Annotated in this window: 15 protein-coding genes; 3 read left to right on the top strand and 12 right to left on the bottom strand. The window is 67.8% G+C overall.

The window, feature by feature from the left end; translation table 11 throughout:
- Positions 1-7: 7 nt before the first annotated feature.
- From AC07X5_RS16785 to priA, 8 genes are all read right to left on the bottom strand, one after another.
- Positions 8-1,036 (bottom strand): hypothetical protein, encoded by a 1,029-nt coding sequence (locus AC07X5_RS16785; protein WP_494771082.1) that lies wholly within the window; start codon positions 1,034-1,036, stop codon positions 8-10.
- Positions 1,033-1,680: a PulJ/GspJ family protein gene (locus AC07X5_RS16790; RefSeq protein ID WP_494771083.1), complete on the bottom strand. Its 648-nt coding sequence runs from the start codon at positions 1,678-1,680 to the stop codon at positions 1,033-1,035. Before AC07X5_RS16790 ends, AC07X5_RS16785 begins: the two co-directional genes overlap by 4 nt.
- On the bottom strand, positions 1,677-2,207 hold the full coding sequence (locus AC07X5_RS16795) for a type IV pilus modification PilV family protein (protein WP_494771084.1): 531 nt from the start codon (positions 2,205-2,207) through the stop codon (positions 1,677-1,679). Before AC07X5_RS16795 ends, AC07X5_RS16790 begins: the two co-directional genes overlap by 4 nt.
- On the bottom strand, positions 2,185-2,661 hold the full coding sequence (locus tag AC07X5_RS16800) for a prepilin-type N-terminal cleavage/methylation domain-containing protein (protein ID WP_494771085.1): 477 nt from the start codon (positions 2,659-2,661) through the stop codon (positions 2,185-2,187). Before AC07X5_RS16800 ends, AC07X5_RS16795 begins: the two co-directional genes overlap by 23 nt.
- A gap of 38 nt (positions 2,662-2,699) precedes the next feature.
- Positions 2,700-3,158 (bottom strand): type II secretion system major pseudopilin GspG, encoded by a 459-nt coding sequence (gene gspG / locus AC07X5_RS16805; protein ID WP_409957332.1) that lies wholly within the window; start codon positions 3,156-3,158, stop codon positions 2,700-2,702.
- A gap of 32 nt (positions 3,159-3,190) precedes the next feature.
- Positions 3,191-4,399 carry a type II secretion system F family protein gene (locus tag AC07X5_RS16810; protein WP_494771086.1) on the bottom strand — a complete coding sequence of 403 codons (1,209 nt, stop codon included), beginning with the start codon at positions 4,397-4,399 and terminating at the stop codon, positions 3,191-3,193.
- Positions 4,396-5,994: a GspE/PulE family protein gene (locus AC07X5_RS16815; protein WP_494771087.1), complete on the bottom strand. Its 1,599-nt coding sequence runs from the start codon at positions 5,992-5,994 to the stop codon at positions 4,396-4,398. The genes AC07X5_RS16810 and AC07X5_RS16815 overlap by 4 nt, the downstream gene beginning before the upstream one ends.
- A gap of 496 nt (positions 5,995-6,490) precedes the next feature.
- Positions 6,491-8,605: a replication restart helicase PriA gene (gene priA / locus AC07X5_RS16820; protein WP_494771163.1), complete on the bottom strand. Its 2,115-nt coding sequence runs from the start codon at positions 8,603-8,605 to the stop codon at positions 6,491-6,493.
- A 698-nt stretch (positions 8,606-9,303) separates the two neighbouring features.
- Here priA and AC07X5_RS16825 point away from each other — a divergent pair.
- Entirely contained in the window at positions 9,304-9,654 is a 351-nt protein-coding gene (locus AC07X5_RS16825; RefSeq protein ID WP_494771088.1) for a hypothetical protein, read from the top strand.
- Between the two features lie 464 nt (positions 9,655-10,118).
- Here the strand turns inward: AC07X5_RS16825 and hemE are convergent, their stop codons facing one another.
- The 4 genes from hemE to AC07X5_RS16845 form a co-directional block, all read right to left on the bottom strand.
- On the bottom strand, positions 10,119-11,234 hold the full coding sequence (gene hemE, locus AC07X5_RS16830; protein ID WP_494771089.1) for a uroporphyrinogen decarboxylase: 1,116 nt from the start codon (positions 11,232-11,234) through the stop codon (positions 10,119-10,121).
- A 50-nt stretch (positions 11,235-11,284) separates the two neighbouring features.
- Positions 11,285-12,037: a class I SAM-dependent methyltransferase gene (locus AC07X5_RS16835; protein WP_494771090.1), complete on the bottom strand. Its 753-nt coding sequence runs from the start codon at positions 12,035-12,037 to the stop codon at positions 11,285-11,287.
- 114 nt (positions 12,038-12,151) lie between these two features.
- On the bottom strand, positions 12,152-13,732 hold the full coding sequence (locus AC07X5_RS16840; protein WP_494771091.1) for an MFS transporter: 1,581 nt from the start codon (positions 13,730-13,732) through the stop codon (positions 12,152-12,154).
- Between the two features lie 143 nt (positions 13,733-13,875).
- Entirely contained in the window at positions 13,876-14,418 is a 543-nt protein-coding gene (locus tag AC07X5_RS16845) for a MarR family winged helix-turn-helix transcriptional regulator (protein ID WP_409957362.1), read from the bottom strand.
- A gap of 100 nt (positions 14,419-14,518) precedes the next feature.
- Between AC07X5_RS16845 and AC07X5_RS16850 the strand changes: the two genes are divergently transcribed.
- On the top strand, positions 14,519-15,472 hold the full coding sequence (locus AC07X5_RS16850; RefSeq protein ID WP_494771092.1) for a tripartite tricarboxylate transporter substrate-binding protein: 954 nt from the start codon (positions 14,519-14,521) through the stop codon (positions 15,470-15,472).
- A 10-nt stretch (positions 15,473-15,482) separates the two neighbouring features.
- Positions 15,483-16,814 carry a sulfatase family protein gene (locus tag AC07X5_RS16855; RefSeq protein ID WP_494771093.1) on the top strand — a complete coding sequence of 444 codons (1,332 nt, stop codon included), beginning with the start codon at positions 15,483-15,485 and terminating at the stop codon, positions 16,812-16,814.
- The last annotated feature ends 6 nt before the right edge of the window (positions 16,815-16,820 follow it).

Below are 16,820 nucleotides of genomic sequence, written 5' to 3' on the forward strand. Positions count from 1 at the left end.
GCAGTGGTCAGCGGGCGCTTACATCGATCATGGAGTCCACCACGCTGAACTTTCCACCCTGCTGAACCAGGGTCGCCACCAGCGCGGCACCGGTGGACCGGGCCCCGCCCAGGCGCAAGCGCGCTGTGACGGCCGTGGGCGGGCCCGCCATGTCGGCCGCAATCAGCCCCGTGCCGGCAGTCCATTGCTGGGCCAGCGCCGCCGTGATGGGCGTGCCCGAGCGGCGCATGGCTGCCAGCCGCTGCAGCTGCTCGTCCGTGAGATTGCCCAGGGCCCGCAGCAGCACAATGGGCGTGGTGTCCAGCCGCACCTTGCGGTTCTTGGTGCCGACCACCAGCAGGTCCTGCAAGCCCACGGGAACCTGGGTGGTGCCACCCCGCACCAGGGTGCGCGGTATCTCGTTCCAATCCGTCAATTCTCGCATGCTTGAAAATCCGGCCGTTCCGCGCGTGTCCATCACCCGGTTCTTGAACTCCATGGTCAGAAGCGCCAGCTCTCGCGCGCGTTCGGGGGCGGTGCCCAGCAAGGCATACAGACGCTCCCATTCCTGGGCGGTCAGGTCGTTGGCATCGGGCAGGCCGCTGGCGTCCTGCAGCTCGGCGGTGAACGGCTGGCGGCCCAGCGTGGCTTCATAACGCGCCGTGGGCGTGGAGCCGGCGGCGGCTGCCGCAGCCGTGCCCTGGGCCGAAGGTGCGGTGTTGGGCGCGGCGGCTGGCGGTGCGCCAGGCTCCGGCAGGCGCCACAGCGGCCAGTTGCGGCGCACTTCTTCGGGCAACGGCGGGTTGGCACCGGCCACGGCCGAGGCAATGCCCAGCTGCAGGGCGGTATAGGTGGCGGCGGACTGCAGCATGTAGCTTTCCTGCAGCGCGTCCTTCTCGCGTGCCAGCAGCTGTGCATCCAGGCGCAGCGAGACCGAGACGCCCAGCACCACCGTGGTCACCACGGCCATCAGGCCCAGCGCAAACAGCAGGATGTAGCCATGCTCCTGGCCTGGGCCACGCAGGGGGCGGCGCAGCGATGGGTTGCGGCGGTTCATGGTGCGCCCGCCTCGCTGCGGGCCTTGTACACCAGGGCCGGCATGTCGTCGCGCACGCCCGACAGGCCCATGCGCAGCAGGTCCGGTGGCTGGCGCAGCTGCTCCCACTTGGCCAGCCAGGTGGGGATGGGCTTGCCCTCGCGGTTGGGCAGGCGGGTCAGGTACGAGAAGGCACACATGCGCAGGCCCGAGGCCAGCACCTGGGTGTCGAGCAAGGTCGGGGTTGGCGGCCGGGCGGTGGTGTTGGCGGCGGTGGCGGGTGGCAGCGTCCTCACGCGGTGCACCAGCGTCATGGTGCTGCTGCCTTCTGCGGTTTCGCAGGCGTACTCCACACGCGCGATGGCCGGGGCCGCACCGGGCGTGCCCATCACCGGGTGCAGGGTGTCGAACTCCAGTGTGGTGGCGCTGCCCTTGACGGCGATGCCGCGCGTGGTCCATTCATGGCGCAGGATGCGCTCGGCACCGCGCACCTCCTCGCGCGAGCGCGCGCGGTCGCCGTTGCGGCCATAGAAGTCGAGCGCCGTGGACATGGCCGAGGCGCCGATCACGGCCACCACGGCCGAGATGGCGAGCGCCACCATCAGCTCCAGCAGCGTGAAGCCGGCCTGGATGCCCGGGGCGGATAAGCGTCGCTGGCTCCTCATGGCGCGGGCCGCACGGGGTTCTGCGGTGTCGACGAGGTCGGCGCCGCCGCGCCGCCTGCCGTGCGCTCGCCCGGCGGGGGCGGTGCCATGCGGTAGCTGCTCAGGCGGTAGACCTGCTGGTTGCCCTTGGGGCCCCAGAAGACCTCGACCTCCACCTCTTCGAGCTTTTGCCGGAACGCGGGGATGCGCTCCTGCTGCGCCCGGGTCAGCGCCTCGAACGGGCGCAGGTGGATGCGGTAGCCGAAATCGGTGCCGGCATAGCCCTGGTCCACGGCGTCATCCGCCACCGCGAAGGTGGGGCTGGCCAGCGCCTCGTCGAGCTTGGCCTGTGCCAGCGCCATGGCGGCCGTGTGGCCGTTGATCTTGTCGTCCAGGCGTGCCGTGCCCGAGATCGCGGTGAAGGCGATGGCCAGGCCAAAGCCGATCAGCACCATGGCCACCAGCACCTCCAGCAGGGTAAAGCCGTGCTGGAAGGGTGGGCGTGGCCGGGCCGGCAGCCGCGTGCTACGGTTCCGTCGGTGCGGCATCTTTTCTCTCGATGCGGCCGCTGATGCGGGCCAGGCGGAACTGCTGCTGCACGCCCGAAGGCGTGCGCACCAGGAAGGCGGCTTCCTGCATGGTGCCGTCGGGGTAGAAGGTCAGCGCCAGGGTCTCGTTCTCGTCGGTGCGTGCGGCCACCGTGCGCGGGCGGGGCGCCTCGGTCGCGATGAAGCGGTAGCTCTCGGGCAGCTCCAGCACATTGCCCCCGCCCGAGGCAATGCGCCCCGCATCAAAGTACACCGTGGCTTGCACGGGCGAGCCGCCAAGCACGGCCCGGTTGCGCAGGCGCTTGAGCTCCTGCTGCGTGCGGTCGAGCCAGCGGCGCTCCTCGGCGCGGCCGGCCAACTGGTCCACCGACACCATGGCCAGGCCCGTGCCGATGCCTACCAGCACCAGCACCAAGAGCAGTTCGAGCAGCGTGAACCCGGCGGTTTTCTTCATGCGTGATCAAGCAACCGCACGGAATCCCAGACAGGGATTTATTCCCAGCTGCGGATGTCGGCGTCGTCCCCGCTGCCGCCTTCCTTGCCGTCCGCTCCCAGGGACAGGAGCTCGTAGTCGCTCTTTTCGCCGGGCGAGCGGTAGACATAGCTGTTGCCCCAGGGGTCCTTGTCCACCTTCTTCTTGAGGTAGGGGCCGCGCCAACGGGCGGCTTCTGCCGCGTCGGCGGGCTTGTCCGACAGGGCGGCGATACCCTGTTCGGTGCTCGGGTAGCGCGACATGTCCAGGCGGTAGGTGTCCATGGCGGCGCCCACCATCTCGATCTGCGTGCGCGCGGCCTTGACCTTGGAGGCATCGAGCTGACCGAACAGGCGTGGGCCGACCAGCGAGGCCAGAAGGCCCAGGATGACCATGACGATCAGCAGCTCGATCAGCGTGAAGCCGCGGGTGCGGCGCAGCGCGCTCGTGCGCGGGGGGAACTTGAAAGGCATATGCATTGAAAAACCTACTACTTGCGTCACTTGTTCATTCACAGGGGCATGTCGTTGATCGAGAAGATGGCGGTCAGCATCGACACCACGATGGTGCCGATCAGCCCGCCCATCAGCAGGATCATCATGGGCTCGAACAGGGCCACCAGGTTGCGGGTGGCCTTCTGGATATCCTTTTCATACTGGTCGGCCACCTTCACGAGCATGGCGTCGAGCGCGCCCGACTCCTCCCCCACCGCGGCCAACTGGCCCAGCAGGCGGGGAAAGAACGGGTCGGCGCGCACCGGGCCCGACACGCCCTTGCCTTCCTGCACGGCGCGCACCAGCCGGTCGAGCGCCTTTCGCAAGGGGATGTGCTCGGTCAGCTCGCGCACGATGCGCATGCCGGTGAGTATCGGAACCCCGCTGGCCAATAGAGTTCCCCAGGTGCGGCACACATGGGCCAGCTGGATCTTGAGCAACAGGGGGCCGAGCACGGGCACGCGCAGCAGCAGCAGTTGCCAGCGCTCGCGCCATTTCTCGTCGCGCAGCGCCATCACGAAGCCGGTGAGGGCGAGGGCGAGCACCCCCAGGATGTACAGGCCATAGGTCTTGAGGAACTCGCCGGTGCCGATCAGCACGGCCGCGGCCGTGGGCAGCTCCTGGTGCATGTCGGTGAAGATCTGGCCGAACTTGGGCAGCACGAACACCGTGAGCCCGAGCAGCGCGCTCACGCCGAAGAAGAACAGCAGCACCGGGTAGATCGACGAGGTGACCAGGAACGAGCGGAACTCGATGCTGCGCGTGTAGAACTCCACCAGCCGCTGCATCACCACGGGCAGCACGCCGCCTTCCTCGCCCGCGCGCACCATGTTCACGTACAGGCGCGGGAACACCGAGGGGTGGCGCATGAAGGCATCGCCCAGCGAGTTGCCCTTTTCCACATCCACCACCACGGCCTGCATCACACCCCGGAAGAACGGCTGCTCGATGCTGCTCTGGCAGATGTGCAGCGCCCGGTCCAGCGGCAGGCCGGCATCGAGCAGGGTGAGCAGCTGCTCCGTCATGGCCAGCACATGCTTGATGCCCACGCGCTTGCTGCCGCCGCCAAGCGAGGCGGTCCAGTTGATGCCGGAAGACGACGCGGGCTTCTGGTCGCTTGCCAGCGGCGGCTGCAGGGCCGGATCGGCGGGCAGCGGGGTGGCGGCTTCGACCAGGGTGGCCTGGCCGGAGCCCTTCCCACCCGCCGCACCGGGACGCGGCCTCACGTCATTTCCTGGCGGGTCACGCGCGCCAGCTCTTCGAGGGTGGTGATGCCGGCCAGCACCTTGCTGATGCCGTCGGCCCGCATGGTGCGCACACCCTGCTCGATGGCCTTGCGGCGTACGCCTTCGGCCGGCATCTTCTGGATGATGGCTTCCTTGATCGCCGTGGTCATGGGCAGCATTTCATAGATGCCCGTGCGGCCGATGTAGCCCGACTGGCCGCAGTGGTGGCAGCCCTTGCCGTGGAACAGCTCGGTCACCTGGTGGGCCTCGACGCCTTCTTCGGCCAGGAACAGCAGGTCGGCCGAGGTCGGCGTGGTGCTTTCCTTGCAGTGCGGGCAGATCACGCGCACCAGGCGCTGCGCCACGATCAGCACCACCGAGGAGGCGATGAGGTAGCTCTCCACCCCCATCTCCATGAGCCGGTGCGGCGCGCCGAACGAGTCGTTGGTGTGCAGGGTCGAGAACACCAGGTGGCCCGTGAGGGCGGACTGGATGGAGATCTCGGCCGTCTCGCGGTCGCGGATTTCACCGACCATGATGATGTCCGGATCCTGCCGCACGATGGAGCGCAGGGCACTGGCAAAGGTCAGGTCGATCTGCGACTTGACCTGGATCTGGTTGATGCCGTCGATCTGGTATTCGACCGGGTCTTCCACCGTGATGATCTTGTTGCCCGGCAGGTTCACCTGGCCCAGCGAGGCGTACAGCGTGCTGGTCTTGCCGCTGCCGGTGGGGCCGGTCACCAGGATCATGCCGTGCGGCTGCACGATGGCCGCCTCCAGCATGGCCAGCGCCTCGGCGTTCAGGCCGAGCGAGTCCATGCCCATCATGCCGGGGCCCTGGTCCAACAGGCGGATGACCATGCTCTCGCCGTACACCGTGGGCACGGTGGAGACGCGCATGTCGATCTGGCGGCCGCCCACTTCCATCTTCATGCGGCCGTCCTGCGGCAGACGGCGCTCGGCGATGTTCATCTTGGCGCGCAGCTTCAGGTGCGAGATGGACGCCATGTACATGCGCCGCGGCGGCGATTCTGCGTCGAACAGCACGCCGTCGATGCGGTAGCGCACGCGGAACTTCTGCTGGCTGACCTCCAGGTGCAGGTCGGAAGCGCGGCTGTCCACCGCGCGCAGCAGCAGCGACTGCACCAGGCGCACCACGGGCGCATCCTCGGCCAGGGCCTTGAGGGTTTCGAGGTCGTCGTCCGGGTTCTCGGAGCCCGAGGCGTTCTCGTCGTCGAAGGCGGCCAGGTTGGCGTTCTCGGGGCGGTAGACCTGGTCCAGGCCCGAATGGATCCACATGCGCGGCGCCAGGTGCAGGCGTGTGGGCACGGTGAAGAACTGCTTCAGGGCATCGAGCGCGGCCAGCTGCACGGGCACGCTGGAGGCGATGTGCACCGCCTCGTCGGTCACCGAAAAAGGCAGCAGCGAGTTGCTGCGCAGAAACGCCGGCGACAGGCCCTCGATGGGCGACACGTCCTGCAGCGCATGCGTCATGGTGTTGAGCAGCGGCACCTTGAGGTTGCGCGCGAACTGGGCCAGAAGCTCGGCTTCCTGGTTGCCGGCGTCATCGGTGCCGATGGGGAGACTGCTCATAGTTGCTGTGGGAATGGCCGGTTCGGCACGGGGGGCTCGGAGTGTAAAAAGGGGATTGCCGGCGGCCCATGGCCTGCAGGGTGGGCGCTGATCAACCCCTGCAGCCTCCGGCTGGGGGTGTTCTGGCACCACCCGGCATTGTAGTTTGTTCGCATTTCCCGGGGCACCCCCTGCATGGGTGGGCTTGTACGGGCTCGCGTAACAAAGATCAGTGCGTGTTAACGGGGCTAGGGCGTGTCATCATTCATTTCACCCCCGCGCTGGCCCCGGCATGCGGATGGATGCGCGAAGCGCGGTGCAGCCAATAGCGGGCTATTGGCAAGCCGTGCGACAAAGCAGACGCCGCATGCCGGGGCCAGCCCGAAGGGAAAGCCTGCAGCGCGGCGCATTGCGGCGTTGCCCTTTGCTTGTGTAGCCGTGCTACACGGCACTCAGGGCGCCTTGCACTGCACCGCGCTGCAGGCTTTCGCGGGGGTGAAATGAGTGATGACACGCCCTAGATCGCCAGAGGGTCCACATCCACCAGCCAGCGGATCAGGCCCCTGTGGGCGGGATCGCCGCGTTCGGCATGCAGAACGGGATGCCATGCCGCCAGAAAGCGCTGCAGCGCGGCACGGCTGCCGCTCTCCAGCAGCATCTGGGCGCGCTCCACATTCGCCACCCGCTGGATGGCCAGCGGCACGGGCGGGTACAGGGTCACATGGGGGAGCCCTGGCAGGCCGTGCTCCCGGGCGGCAGCACTGGCGGCGGTGAGGAAGCCCTGGGCCACCTCCTGGGTGCGCGCGTCCGCCCGCACCAGGGCCTGGTAGGCGAAGGGGGGCATGCCCGCCTCCTGGCGCTCGGTCAGTTGCTGGGCCGCGAAGGCCGGGTAGTCGTGGCGGCGCAGCGCCTCGAACACCGCGTGCTGCGGGTGGTAAGTCTGTACCCACATCTCGCAGGGGGCGCCACCCTGGGCCGTCACGTAGGCCGCGTCGCGCCCGGCCCGCCCCCCGGCCTGCATCAGCAGGGCGAACAGCCGTTCGGCCGCGCGGAAGTCGCTGGAGAACAGCGCGCCGTCGGGCTGCACGGCCGCCACCAGGGTGATGCGGCGAAAGTCGTGGCCCTTGGCGATCATCTGCGTGCCCACCAGCACATCCACCTCGCCCGAGTGCACCTGGGCCAGTTGGGCTTCGAGCGCGCCCTTGGCCTTGGTGGTGTCCGCGTCGATGCGCGCGATGCGCGCAGGCGCGCCATCGGGCCGCAGCACCTCCGACAGCAGGTCGGCCAACTGCTCTTCCAGTTGCTCCGTGCCTCGGCCCATGGACAGGATGTCGGGGCTGCCGCAGGTCGGGCAATGGCGCGGCACGCGCACGGTGTAGCCGCAGTGGTGGCAGCGCAGGGTGCGGTCGGTCTTGTGGAACACCTGGTGGGCGCTGCAATGGGGGCAGTCGCTCTTCCAGCCGCAGTCGGCGCAGTGCAGCACCGGGGCGTAGCCGCGGCGGTTGAGCAGCACCATGCACTGCTCGCCGCGCTGCACGCGCTCGGTGATGGCGGCCAGCAGCGGGGCGGTGAACACCGCGCGCTTGGGCTGCTGGTTCATGTCCACCCGCCGCACGCGCGGCAATTGCCCGGCGCCGATGCGGCTGGGCATGTGCAGGCGCAGGTAGCGGCCGCCCTCGGGGTCCTCCGGGGTGGGGGGGCGGCTGGCGTGCCAGCTCTCCAGCGACGGGGTGGCCGAGCCCAGCAGCACCTTGGCGCCCTGCTCGCGCCCGCGCCACACGGCCAGATCGCGCGCCGAGTAGCGGGCGCCCTCCTGCTGCTTGTAGCTGGGGTCGTGCTCTTCGTCCACCACGATCATGCGCAGGCCCGGCAGGCTGGCGAACACCGCCATGCGCGTGCCCAGCACGATGCGCGCGGCGCCGCTGTGGGCCGCCAGCCAGCTCTTGAGGCGCTGCGGGTTGGTCATGCCGCTGTGCAGCGATACGACGGCCCGCGGGCCAAAACGGTGGATGAAGCGCTCTTCGAGCTGCGGCGTGAGGTTGATCTCGGGCACCATCACCAGGGCCTGGGCGTTCGGGTCGGCGTCCAGCACCTCCTGGACGCAGCGCAGGTAGACCTCGGTCTTGCCGCTGCCCGTGCTGCCGAACAGCACGAACGGGCCTTTTTCGGCGGCGATCTGCGCGCGCGCGTGCTCCTGCTCGGGCGTCAGCGCGACGGTGGCAATGGCCTGCCCGGTGTCGCCAGCGGGCGCGGCCGGGCGGCGCAGGCGCCGGGCCAGCTGTTCCGGGCCCAGGTCGCGCAGCTGGGGCGGCAGGGCGGCCAGCGCCACCTCGCCCAGGGCCCGCTGGTAGTAGCGGGCGGCGAAACCCACCAGGCGGCGCCAGGGCGCATCGAGCGGGGCCACACCGGCCAGCACCCCGGCAATGGCCCGCATGGTGGCGCCTTCGGGCAGCTCGCCGGTGGCTTCGTCGGGGTCCCAGACCACCCCCAGCACTTCGCGCGTGCCCAAGGGCACGCGCACCAGCGTTCCGGGGGGCAGGGGCTCGGCGCTGGTGTAGCTCAGCAGATCCCCCACGCCGCTGTGCGATGGCGTCTGCAGGGCAACTTGGACAATGGTGGAGGGGGCTGGCAGCAAGGTCAGGCGATCAGGGAGGCGCGGCGACTGGGGCGAGCGGGGATCGTACGCGAATCCTCCAGCGCGGCGCCGTGCCGGACTGGCCGCGGCGGCCTGTGGCGCCGGTTGCGAGCCTTACTTCATGTGCTGTGGTGGTTTTGGCGCTAAGTGGCTGATGGCACTGCGTTTTCCAAGTCATCCCACATTTTTGTGGATAACTTTGTTGACATCCTGTCTTCACCGCCGTGCAGGCCGCATGGATGCTGGGCCTGGACAGAGTGCCTGTAAATCCAGCAGGCGCAAAAAATCCATATGAATCAACCATCTGACGATTTTCGGGCGGTATTTTTGTGCTAGCTGTCCGAGCGGTTTTTTTGCTGCGCCGCATCACGTTTTGTGTGCATAAGTGGAGTTGGCAGCGTTCGTCAAGAGGACATTGCCCGCGCCTTTTGTGCTAGCTTGCGCGAGGCGATTTGCACTGATTTCTGCGATGTGGGCTGCAAGTGCTTGATTCGTCAAGGTTTTCTTGGGAAGTCCACGAATTCTGTGGATAACTTTGTTGATATCCCTTGCTTGCGGCCCGCCAAGCCTTGAAAAACCGTGCTTCCGCTAGGTTGCCCGCCAAAAGTGCAAGCTTCGAATGCCTATACAAATCAACCACTTGCAGATTGGAGCGGAAAAAGTTCCGCAGCAGGCTTTGCGCGATTGAGTTTTTCATGGATGCCGTGCCGGTGTGCACAACCCAGGCTATTCCCGGCCCGGCAAATGCCTTCTTCGCGCCCGTCGACCCCTGGTTCATGCTTCCAGGCGAGCACATGCAGGCCTTTTGGGCGATGCGCGGTGCGCCCCACCGGGCGGGTGCCTGGATGATCAGCAGCAACCATGGTGATCCGGGTTTCCCCTGCTATCCCACAATTTATGTGGATAACTTTGTTGACATCCTGTCGCGGGAGTGCCGCAGGCCGCATGGATACTGGGGCCCGACACAATGCCTGCCAAAAGAGCAATGCCAAAAAATCCATATGAATCAATCATCTGAAGGATTTCGGAGCACTTTCTCGTGCTAGGAATGGAGGAGGTTTATTTGCTGCGGCGCGCGACGTTTTGTGTGCATAAGTGCAGTGGGCCTGGTTCGTCAAGGGGCGCGTTGCCGCCGTTTCGATCCCGTGGTGTAGGACGACGTCCAGCATTTTCTGTAGTTCAGGCTGCAAGTGGTTGATTTGTCACGGATTTTTCACAAACCCAGCATTTCTGTGGATAACTTTGTTGATATCCACACCATGCCGGCCGCCGGGCCCCGCCAATTCGTGCTTTTGGGTGTGTTGCCCAGCAAAAGGGCAACTGCGGGATGGCCATATGAATCAAGCACTTGCGCGTTCGCGCAAAAAAAGAGCCGTCGCGAAGACGGCTCTTTTGGATTTTTTAACGATGCACCGTTTGTGTGCACAACCCAGGCGATTTTCAGCGCCCCGGGTCTTAGAACGTGTTTACGATCTTTTCGGCCTCGAAAAGATCGTAAACACGTTCTTGGTCAGCCCTTCTGGCGAAGCGCACGCGAATGGCTGTGCACGGTTTCCACCAGCGCCGCCACATGCTCGGGCGGGGTGAACTGGCTGATGCCATGGCCCAGGTTGAAGATGTGCGTGGGCCCGGTGGTGCTGTGGTCGGTGTGCGGCGTGCCAAAGCTGTCCAGCACGCGGCGCGCCTGGGTGGCGATCTGCTCGGGCGGTGCAAACAGCACATTCGGGTCGATGTTGCCTTGCAGGGCCTTGCCCGGGCCGCCGGCCGCACCGCCCACGAGGGCGCGGGCACGGCCCAGGTTGGCCGTCCAGTCCAGGCCCAGCACCTCGCAGTCCAGCGGCTTCATGTCTTCCAGCCACAGGGCACCGCCCTTGGTGAAGACCAGGCGCGGCACATCGCTGCCATCCACGCCGGTGCGCTTGAGCTGCGCCAGCACCCGGGCCGTGTAGGCCAGGCTGAATTCCTGGAAGGCGCCGTCGGCCAGCACGCCGCCCCAGCTGTCGAAAACCATCACCGCCTGGGCGCCCGCATCGATCTGGGCGTTCAGGTAGGCGGCCACGGCGTCGGCATTGGTCGTCAGGATGCGGTGCATCAGGTCCGGGCGCGCATACATGAGGCTCTTGACCAGGCGGTAGTCGTCGCTGCCCTTGCCTTCGACCATGTAGCAGGCCAGCGTCCAGGGGCTGCCCGAAAAGCCGATCAGCGGCACCCGGCCATTCAATGCCTTGCGGATGCTGGCCACGGCGTCGAACACGTAGCGCAGCTTGTCCATGTCGGGCACGGCCAGTTCGGCCACCGCAGCTTCATCGCGGACGACCCTGGCAAAGCGCGGGCCCTCGCCCTCGGCGAACGACAGGCCCAGGCCCATGGCGTCGGGCACGGTGAGGATGTCGGAAAACAGGATGGCCGCGTCCAGCGGAAACCGTTCCAGGGGCTGTAGCGTGACCTCGGTCGCATAGTCCACATTGGTGGCCAGGCCCATGAAGCTGCCGGCCTTTGCGCGCGTGGCCTTGTATTCGGGCAGGTAGCGGCCCGCCTGGCGCATCAGCCACAGGGGCGTGTAGTCGGTGGCCTGGCGGCGGCAGGCGCGCAGGAAGGTGTCGTTGGAGAGGGGGGCGAAGCTCATGCCCCGATTGTCGCAGGGCTGCGACGGGCCCATCCGGAGGGGCTTGCTGCTCAGGCCTTGGTCAGGATGAACAGGTCCTGGTAAAAGTCTGGCCCCTCGATGGCCCGGCCGGACCAGCCTCCCAGCTGCAGGCGTTCTACGTGCAAGCCCTGTTGCTGCAGGATAGCCAGCATCTCGGCATGGTCGAAGGCCACGGCCTTTTCGGGGACCGCCGGGTCGATGACCTGGCATCCCTCCAGGGCGTGGACGAAGTTCAGCGTCGATTGGCCCCTTGCAATGTGCTCGCGCGCGGTGGCATCCAGCAGGAAGAAGGTGGCCAGCACCTTGCCGCCCGGCTTGAGCACGCGGTGCATCTCTTGCACATAGTTGCGCATTTCCCGGTAGGGCAGGTGGGTGAACACGGAGGTGGCGATGGCCACGTCGAAAACACCCTCTTCGTAGGGGAACGCATAGCTTTCAGGCTTCAGTTGCCCACCGGGGTTGTAGGAGCTGTTGAACACGTCCGACAGCGCGAACTGGAACTGCGGATGGCGGGACGTGATCTCGCGTTCGCACCAGGCGATGGCATCGGGGGTGATGTCGAACCCGCGGTACAACCCCTGGCTGGACAGCACCTCGGTCAGGGCAATGGCAATGCGGCCGATGCCGCTGCCGATGTCCAGTACCGCGCTCTCGGGTGCGAGTGCGCAATGGGCGAGCAACTGCTCCTTGACAATGCGGCCGACCTGTTTGAACTGTTCCAGGTCCTCATGGAGTCCGACGGTGTTCAGGGACTCCTTGGGCAGGGCATCGTAGAGGTTCATGGCAAGGTGATTCACAGAGAAGGTTGGAAAAAAAAGCGGCCAGGGGCTACCTGCCGGGTTGCCGGGCATTGTCCCCGACCGGCGCATCCTGCCGGCGCCGGCATCCGTATGCGGTCAGCGCTCCGCAATGTAATGCGACATGCGCACCACCTCGCCGGGCGCCAGGAAGGCGCGCACCTCGGTCTCCAGCGCCTGGTCGGCCATGGTGGCACGCGCGCGCTGGTGCAGGTAGTCGGCCCAGGACTCGACGATGAAGCGCTCCACATAGCGTGTGGGGTCGCCCAGGTCCTTGTACACGCGCCAGAAGGTCGCGCCATCGCGCCGGCGCGGCGCCTTCATGCGGCTGATGGTGTCCAGGAAGGCGGTATCCGAGCCTTCTGCGATGCGGTAGCTCACCTCCACGGCCACCGGGCCGGCCTCGGGCAGGGGCTCGGCCTCGATGAACAGCTCGTCCCAGGGCGTGGCCTGGGTCACCTCATGCAGGGCACCCATGCGCAGCGGCATGGGGCGCGCGAGCAGCAGGCCGACCCCCATGCAGGCAGCTGCGGCCACCAGGGTCGGCGCCAGTCCCACGATGTCCGAGGCCGCACCCCAGATGGCCGAACCCATGGCGAAAGCGCCCAGCGCGGTCACCATGTGCATGGCCACCGCGCGCGAGCGCACCCAGGGCGGCGCGCTGGCCTGCGTGGCGGTGTTGAAGGTGGACATGGCCGACATCCAGGCCGCGCCGCCGAGCATCATCGCCAGGTAGACCACGATGGCGTTGTGCGAGAAAGCGGCCACCAGCATGGCGCCCGCGAATACCACGCAGGCCACGTTGACGATGACCTCCAGCCCGAAGCGCGCGCGCAGCTTGCCGATGACCAGGCCCACGGCCACGGCGCCCGTGCCCAGGCAGCCCATGAGCAGGCCGAAACCCTGGGCCCCCGCGCCCAGCTGGCGCTGGGCGATCACCGGCAGCAGCGCCCACAGGGCCGAGCCGGCGGCGCTGAAGGCCGTCACCCGCACCAGCTGCGCCAGGATCATGTGCGAATGCCAGGCAAAGCGCAGCCCGCTCAGGGTGCCTCCCCACAGGCGCTCGGCCGGCAGCCGGGTGGGCGCATGCGGGCGCGGCGGCCAGCGGCGGATGGACTCCCACATCACCAGGGTGGTGACCGCCGCGATGGCGAACACCCAGCCCGCCCCAAGTTGCGCGAACACCAGCCCGGCCAAGGTGGGGCCCACGGCACGCGCCGCGTTGTAGGCGATGCTCACCGCGGTGATGGCCTGCGGCCATTCGTCGCGCGGCACCGGGTCGATGACCGAGGAGTTCCAGGCCGGCGTGAGCACCGCCGTGCAGCAGCCGCACACGAACACCAGGAACAGCACCGAGGCCGGCCCGCCCTTGCCCAGCAGCACCAGCAGCGCGAGCAGGCTGCAGGCGGCGATCTGCGCGATCAACGCCCCGGAGATGAGCCGGCGCCGGTCCGTGGTGTCGGCCAGCACACCGGCCGGCAGCGCCAGCAAAAACATGGGCATGAACACGGCCGTCTGCACCAGGGCGGCGAGGAAGGACGAACCCGACAGCTCCACCATCAGCCAGGCGGCCGCCATGGTCTGCATGCCGCTGCCGATGAAGAACACCCCGCCGCAGATCCACAGGCCCCGGAATGCAGGTTGGCGCAAAGGGCTCCAGAGCGAGTTGGCTGAGGACATGGGTGGCGTGGGGGCGTATCGTGTCGATGGGAAGAAAGGGCGCGCACAGCGCCCTGCCGCCACAGGATAGCGGCACCGGCCAGCTTGCGGTACGCCAAAGTCCGTTTTTCCTGTACGGCGGCCAATGGCGTGTGGGGTGGCTGCTACTCCGGGTGGCGCCCGCCGCGCAGCCGGTAGGTGCGCGGCACGTCGGTGCGGGTGGCCACCAGCGCCTCGGCCTGGCGCTGCATGTGGGCCAGGCTGGCGTCCAGCGTGTCGAGCGCCTGGGCATCCAGCCCGGTCAGCAGGGCCTGGTTGAGCGCCTTGATCTGCGGGAACAGGGCGTCGTGCACAACTTGGCCAGCCGGGGTGAGCATGAGCTGCACCTGGCGCCGGTCCCCGGGCATGGCCTCGCGCGTGATGAGCTTCTTGCCCAGCAGCGAGGTGACTGCGCGCGAGGTGCGCGCCCGGTCCAGCCCCAGGCGCTCGGCCAGCTCGGCCGGGGGCATGCCGGGGCGCTCGGCCAGCCACATCAGAAGGCCCCATTCGCGCCGGGTGATGCCGTAGCCGCCCTCGCACAGCCGCACCACCAGGCTGCCGGCCACGGCCAGCAGGCGGTTGAGCCGGTACATCAGAAGGTGCCGGGCGGCCTCGGGGTCGGCCAGCCGCAGCGGGTCATCGTCGGGTGCGGGCATCAGGGTAAACACGGGCAAGGATTGTTTAGATCAATCGATTGTGGCCCTTCTACAGTGCGCCATTCCTTCTATCGATATCCATTCATTCCTTCATCCATTCGGGAGCATTGCCATGTGGAAACCCCTCGCCGCCGTGATCACCGCCGTGCTGGCGCTCTCGGCCACGCTGGCCCAGGCCCAGGAAGCCCCGCTGCGCATCATCGTCGGCTATGCGCCCGGCGGTTCCAGCGACCGCGTGGCCCGCATCGTGGCCGACAAGCTGCAGGCCAAGCTCGGCTCGCCCGTGATCGTGGAAAACCGCACCGGCGCCGGCGGCCGCCTCTCGGCCCAGGCCGTCAAGAGCGCCCCGGCCAACCAGCCCGCGCTGCTGCTGGCCAACCCGGCCGTGATGCTGGTCGCGCCGCTGGTGTTCCCTGACGCCGGCTATGACGCCGAGCGCGACTTCCGCCCCGTGAGCCACGTCAACAGCTACGAGTTCGGCGTGGCCGTCTCCGCCGCTGTGCCGGTGCGCGAACTGCCCCACCTGATCGCCTGGCTGCGCGCCAACCCCGACAAGGCCAACTTCGGCGTGCCCGCCACGGGCAGCCTGCCGCACTTTTTCGGCCTCATGGTCGGCGATGCCGCCAAGGTCAACGCCGAGGTGGTCGGCTACCGCGGCTCGGCCCCGCTGCTCAACGACCTGATCGGCGGCCAGGTGCCCGTGGCCTTTGACACCTTCGACACCCTGCTGCCCCAGCACGAGGCGGGCAAGATCCGCATCCTCGCCGTGTCCGGCGCCAGGCGCAGCCCGCTCGATGCCAAGATCCCCACCTTCAAGGAAGGCGGCCTGGACCTGGCCGCCACGGGCTGGAACACCTTCTTCGCGCCCATGAGCATGCCCAAGGCCCAGGCCGAGCGCCTGGCCGGCCTGATCCATGAAGTGATGAAGGACCCCGACACCCGCCGCAAGTTCGAGGCCGCCAAGATGGAGCCCGTGGCCGCCACCATGGCCCAGACCGAGGCCATGCTCAAGGCCTACCGCGCCCAGTGGGCGCCCGTGGTGCAGCGTTCGGGCTTCAAACCCTGAGGTGCCTTCGATGAGCCATCCACGCCCCAACATCATCTTCATCGTCGCCGACGACCTGGGCTACGCCGACCTGGGCTGCTACGGCGGGCGCGAGGCCGCCTTCGGCCCGGTCTCACCCGTGCTCGACGGCCTGGCCGCGCAGGGCCTCAAGCTCACCCAGGGCTATTCGAACTCGCCCGTGTGCTCGCCCACCCGCTTCGGGCTGATGACGGCGCGCTACCAGTACCGCCTGCGCGGCGCGGCCGAAGAACCCATCAACAGCAAGAGCCGGGGCAGCAGCACGCTGGGCCTGCCGCCCTCGCACCCCACGCTGCCCTCGCTGCTGCGCGCCGGCGGCTACCGCACGGCGCTCATGGGCAAATGGCACCTGGGCTACCCGCCGGCCTTCGGGCCGCTGCAGTCGGGCTACGAGGAGTTTTTCGGCCCCATGTCGGGCGGGGTGGACTACTTCACGCACTGCAGTTCCGCCGGCCACCACGACCTGTACCTGGGAGAGGCCGAAAAGCAGGAGGACGGCTACCTCACCGACCTGATCACCGAGCATGCGCTCGACTTCGTGGAGCGCATGGCCCCCGGCGCCCAGGCCGGCACGCCCTTCTTCCTGAGCCTGCACTACACGGCTCCCCACTGGCCCTGGGAGACGCGCGACGATGCGGCCCTGGCCGAGGAGGTGAAGAACAACCTGTTCCATCTGCACGGCGGCAACATCGAGACCTACCGCCGCATGATCCACCACATGGACGAAGGCATCGGCCGCATCATGGAGGCGCTTGCCCGCCACGGCGTGGACCGCGACACGCTGGTGGTCTTTACCAGCGACAACGGCGGCGAGCGCTTCTCGGACAACTGGCCCCTGGTGGGCGGCAAGATGGACCTGACCGAGGGCGGCATCCGCGTGCCGTGGATCGCCCACTGGCCCGCGGTGATCGCCCCGGGCGGCGAAAGCGCGCACAGTTGCATGACCATGGACTGGTCCGCCACCATGCTCGACGCGGCGGGTGTGCAGGCTGATGTGGACTACCCGCTGGACGGTGTCTCGCTGATGCCGCTGCTGCGCAATGCGGAGTGGGAGTGCGAGCGCCCCCTGTTCTGGCGCATGAACCACCGCGGCCAGCGCGCCATGCGCCTGGGCGAGTGGAAGTACCTGCGCGTGGGCGGCAACGACTACCTTTTCAATCTGGCCGACGACGAGCGCGAACGCGCCAACCGCGCCCAGGTGGACCCGGAGCGCCTGGCGTCCATGCGCGCGGCATGGGAGGCGTGGAACGCCACCATGCCGGCCATCCCCGAAGACGCCACGGTAAGCCTTGGTTATTCAACCAAGGACATGCCACAGCGATAGTCCGCT

Source organism: Acidovorax sp. GW458-11-26-14-TSB4 (assembly GCF_059423865.1).

Excerpts from the sequence above, each read along its gene's own strand:
- AC07X5_RS16795 (WP_494771084.1), bottom strand. The coding sequence starts at position 2,207 with ATGCCGCACCGACGGAACCGTAGCACGCGGCTGCCGGCCCGGCCACGC.
- gspG (WP_409957332.1), bottom strand. The coding sequence starts at position 3,158 with ATGCATATGCCTTTCAAGTTCCCCCCGCGCACGAGCGCGCTGCGCCGC.
- AC07X5_RS16815 (WP_494771087.1), bottom strand. The coding sequence starts at position 5,994 with ATGAGCAGTCTCCCCATCGGCACCGATGACGCCGGCAACCAGGAAGCC.
- AC07X5_RS16840 (WP_494771091.1), bottom strand. The coding sequence starts at position 13,732 with ATGTCCTCAGCCAACTCGCTCTGGAGCCCTTTGCGCCAACCTGCATTC.
- AC07X5_RS16800 (WP_494771085.1), bottom strand. The coding sequence starts at position 2,661 with ATGAAGAAAACCGCCGGGTTCACGCTGCTCGAACTGCTCTTGGTGCTG.
- AC07X5_RS16790 (WP_494771083.1), bottom strand. The coding sequence starts at position 1,680 with ATGAGGAGCCAGCGACGCTTATCCGCCCCGGGCATCCAGGCCGGCTTC.
- AC07X5_RS16785 (WP_494771082.1), bottom strand. The coding sequence starts at position 1,036 with ATGAACCGCCGCAACCCATCGCTGCGCCGCCCCCTGCGTGGCCCAGGC.
- hemE (WP_494771089.1), bottom strand. The coding sequence starts at position 11,234 with ATGAGCTTCGCCCCCCTCTCCAACGACACCTTCCTGCGCGCCTGCCGC.
- AC07X5_RS16850 (WP_494771092.1), top strand. The coding sequence starts at position 14,519 with ATGTGGAAACCCCTCGCCGCCGTGATCACCGCCGTGCTGGCGCTCTCG.
- AC07X5_RS16835 (WP_494771090.1), bottom strand. The coding sequence starts at position 12,037 with ATGAACCTCTACGATGCCCTGCCCAAGGAGTCCCTGAACACCGTCGGA.
- AC07X5_RS16855 (WP_494771093.1), top strand. The coding sequence starts at position 15,483 with ATGAGCCATCCACGCCCCAACATCATCTTCATCGTCGCCGACGACCTG.
- AC07X5_RS16825 (WP_494771088.1), top strand. The coding sequence starts at position 9,304 with ATGGATGCCGTGCCGGTGTGCACAACCCAGGCTATTCCCGGCCCGGCA.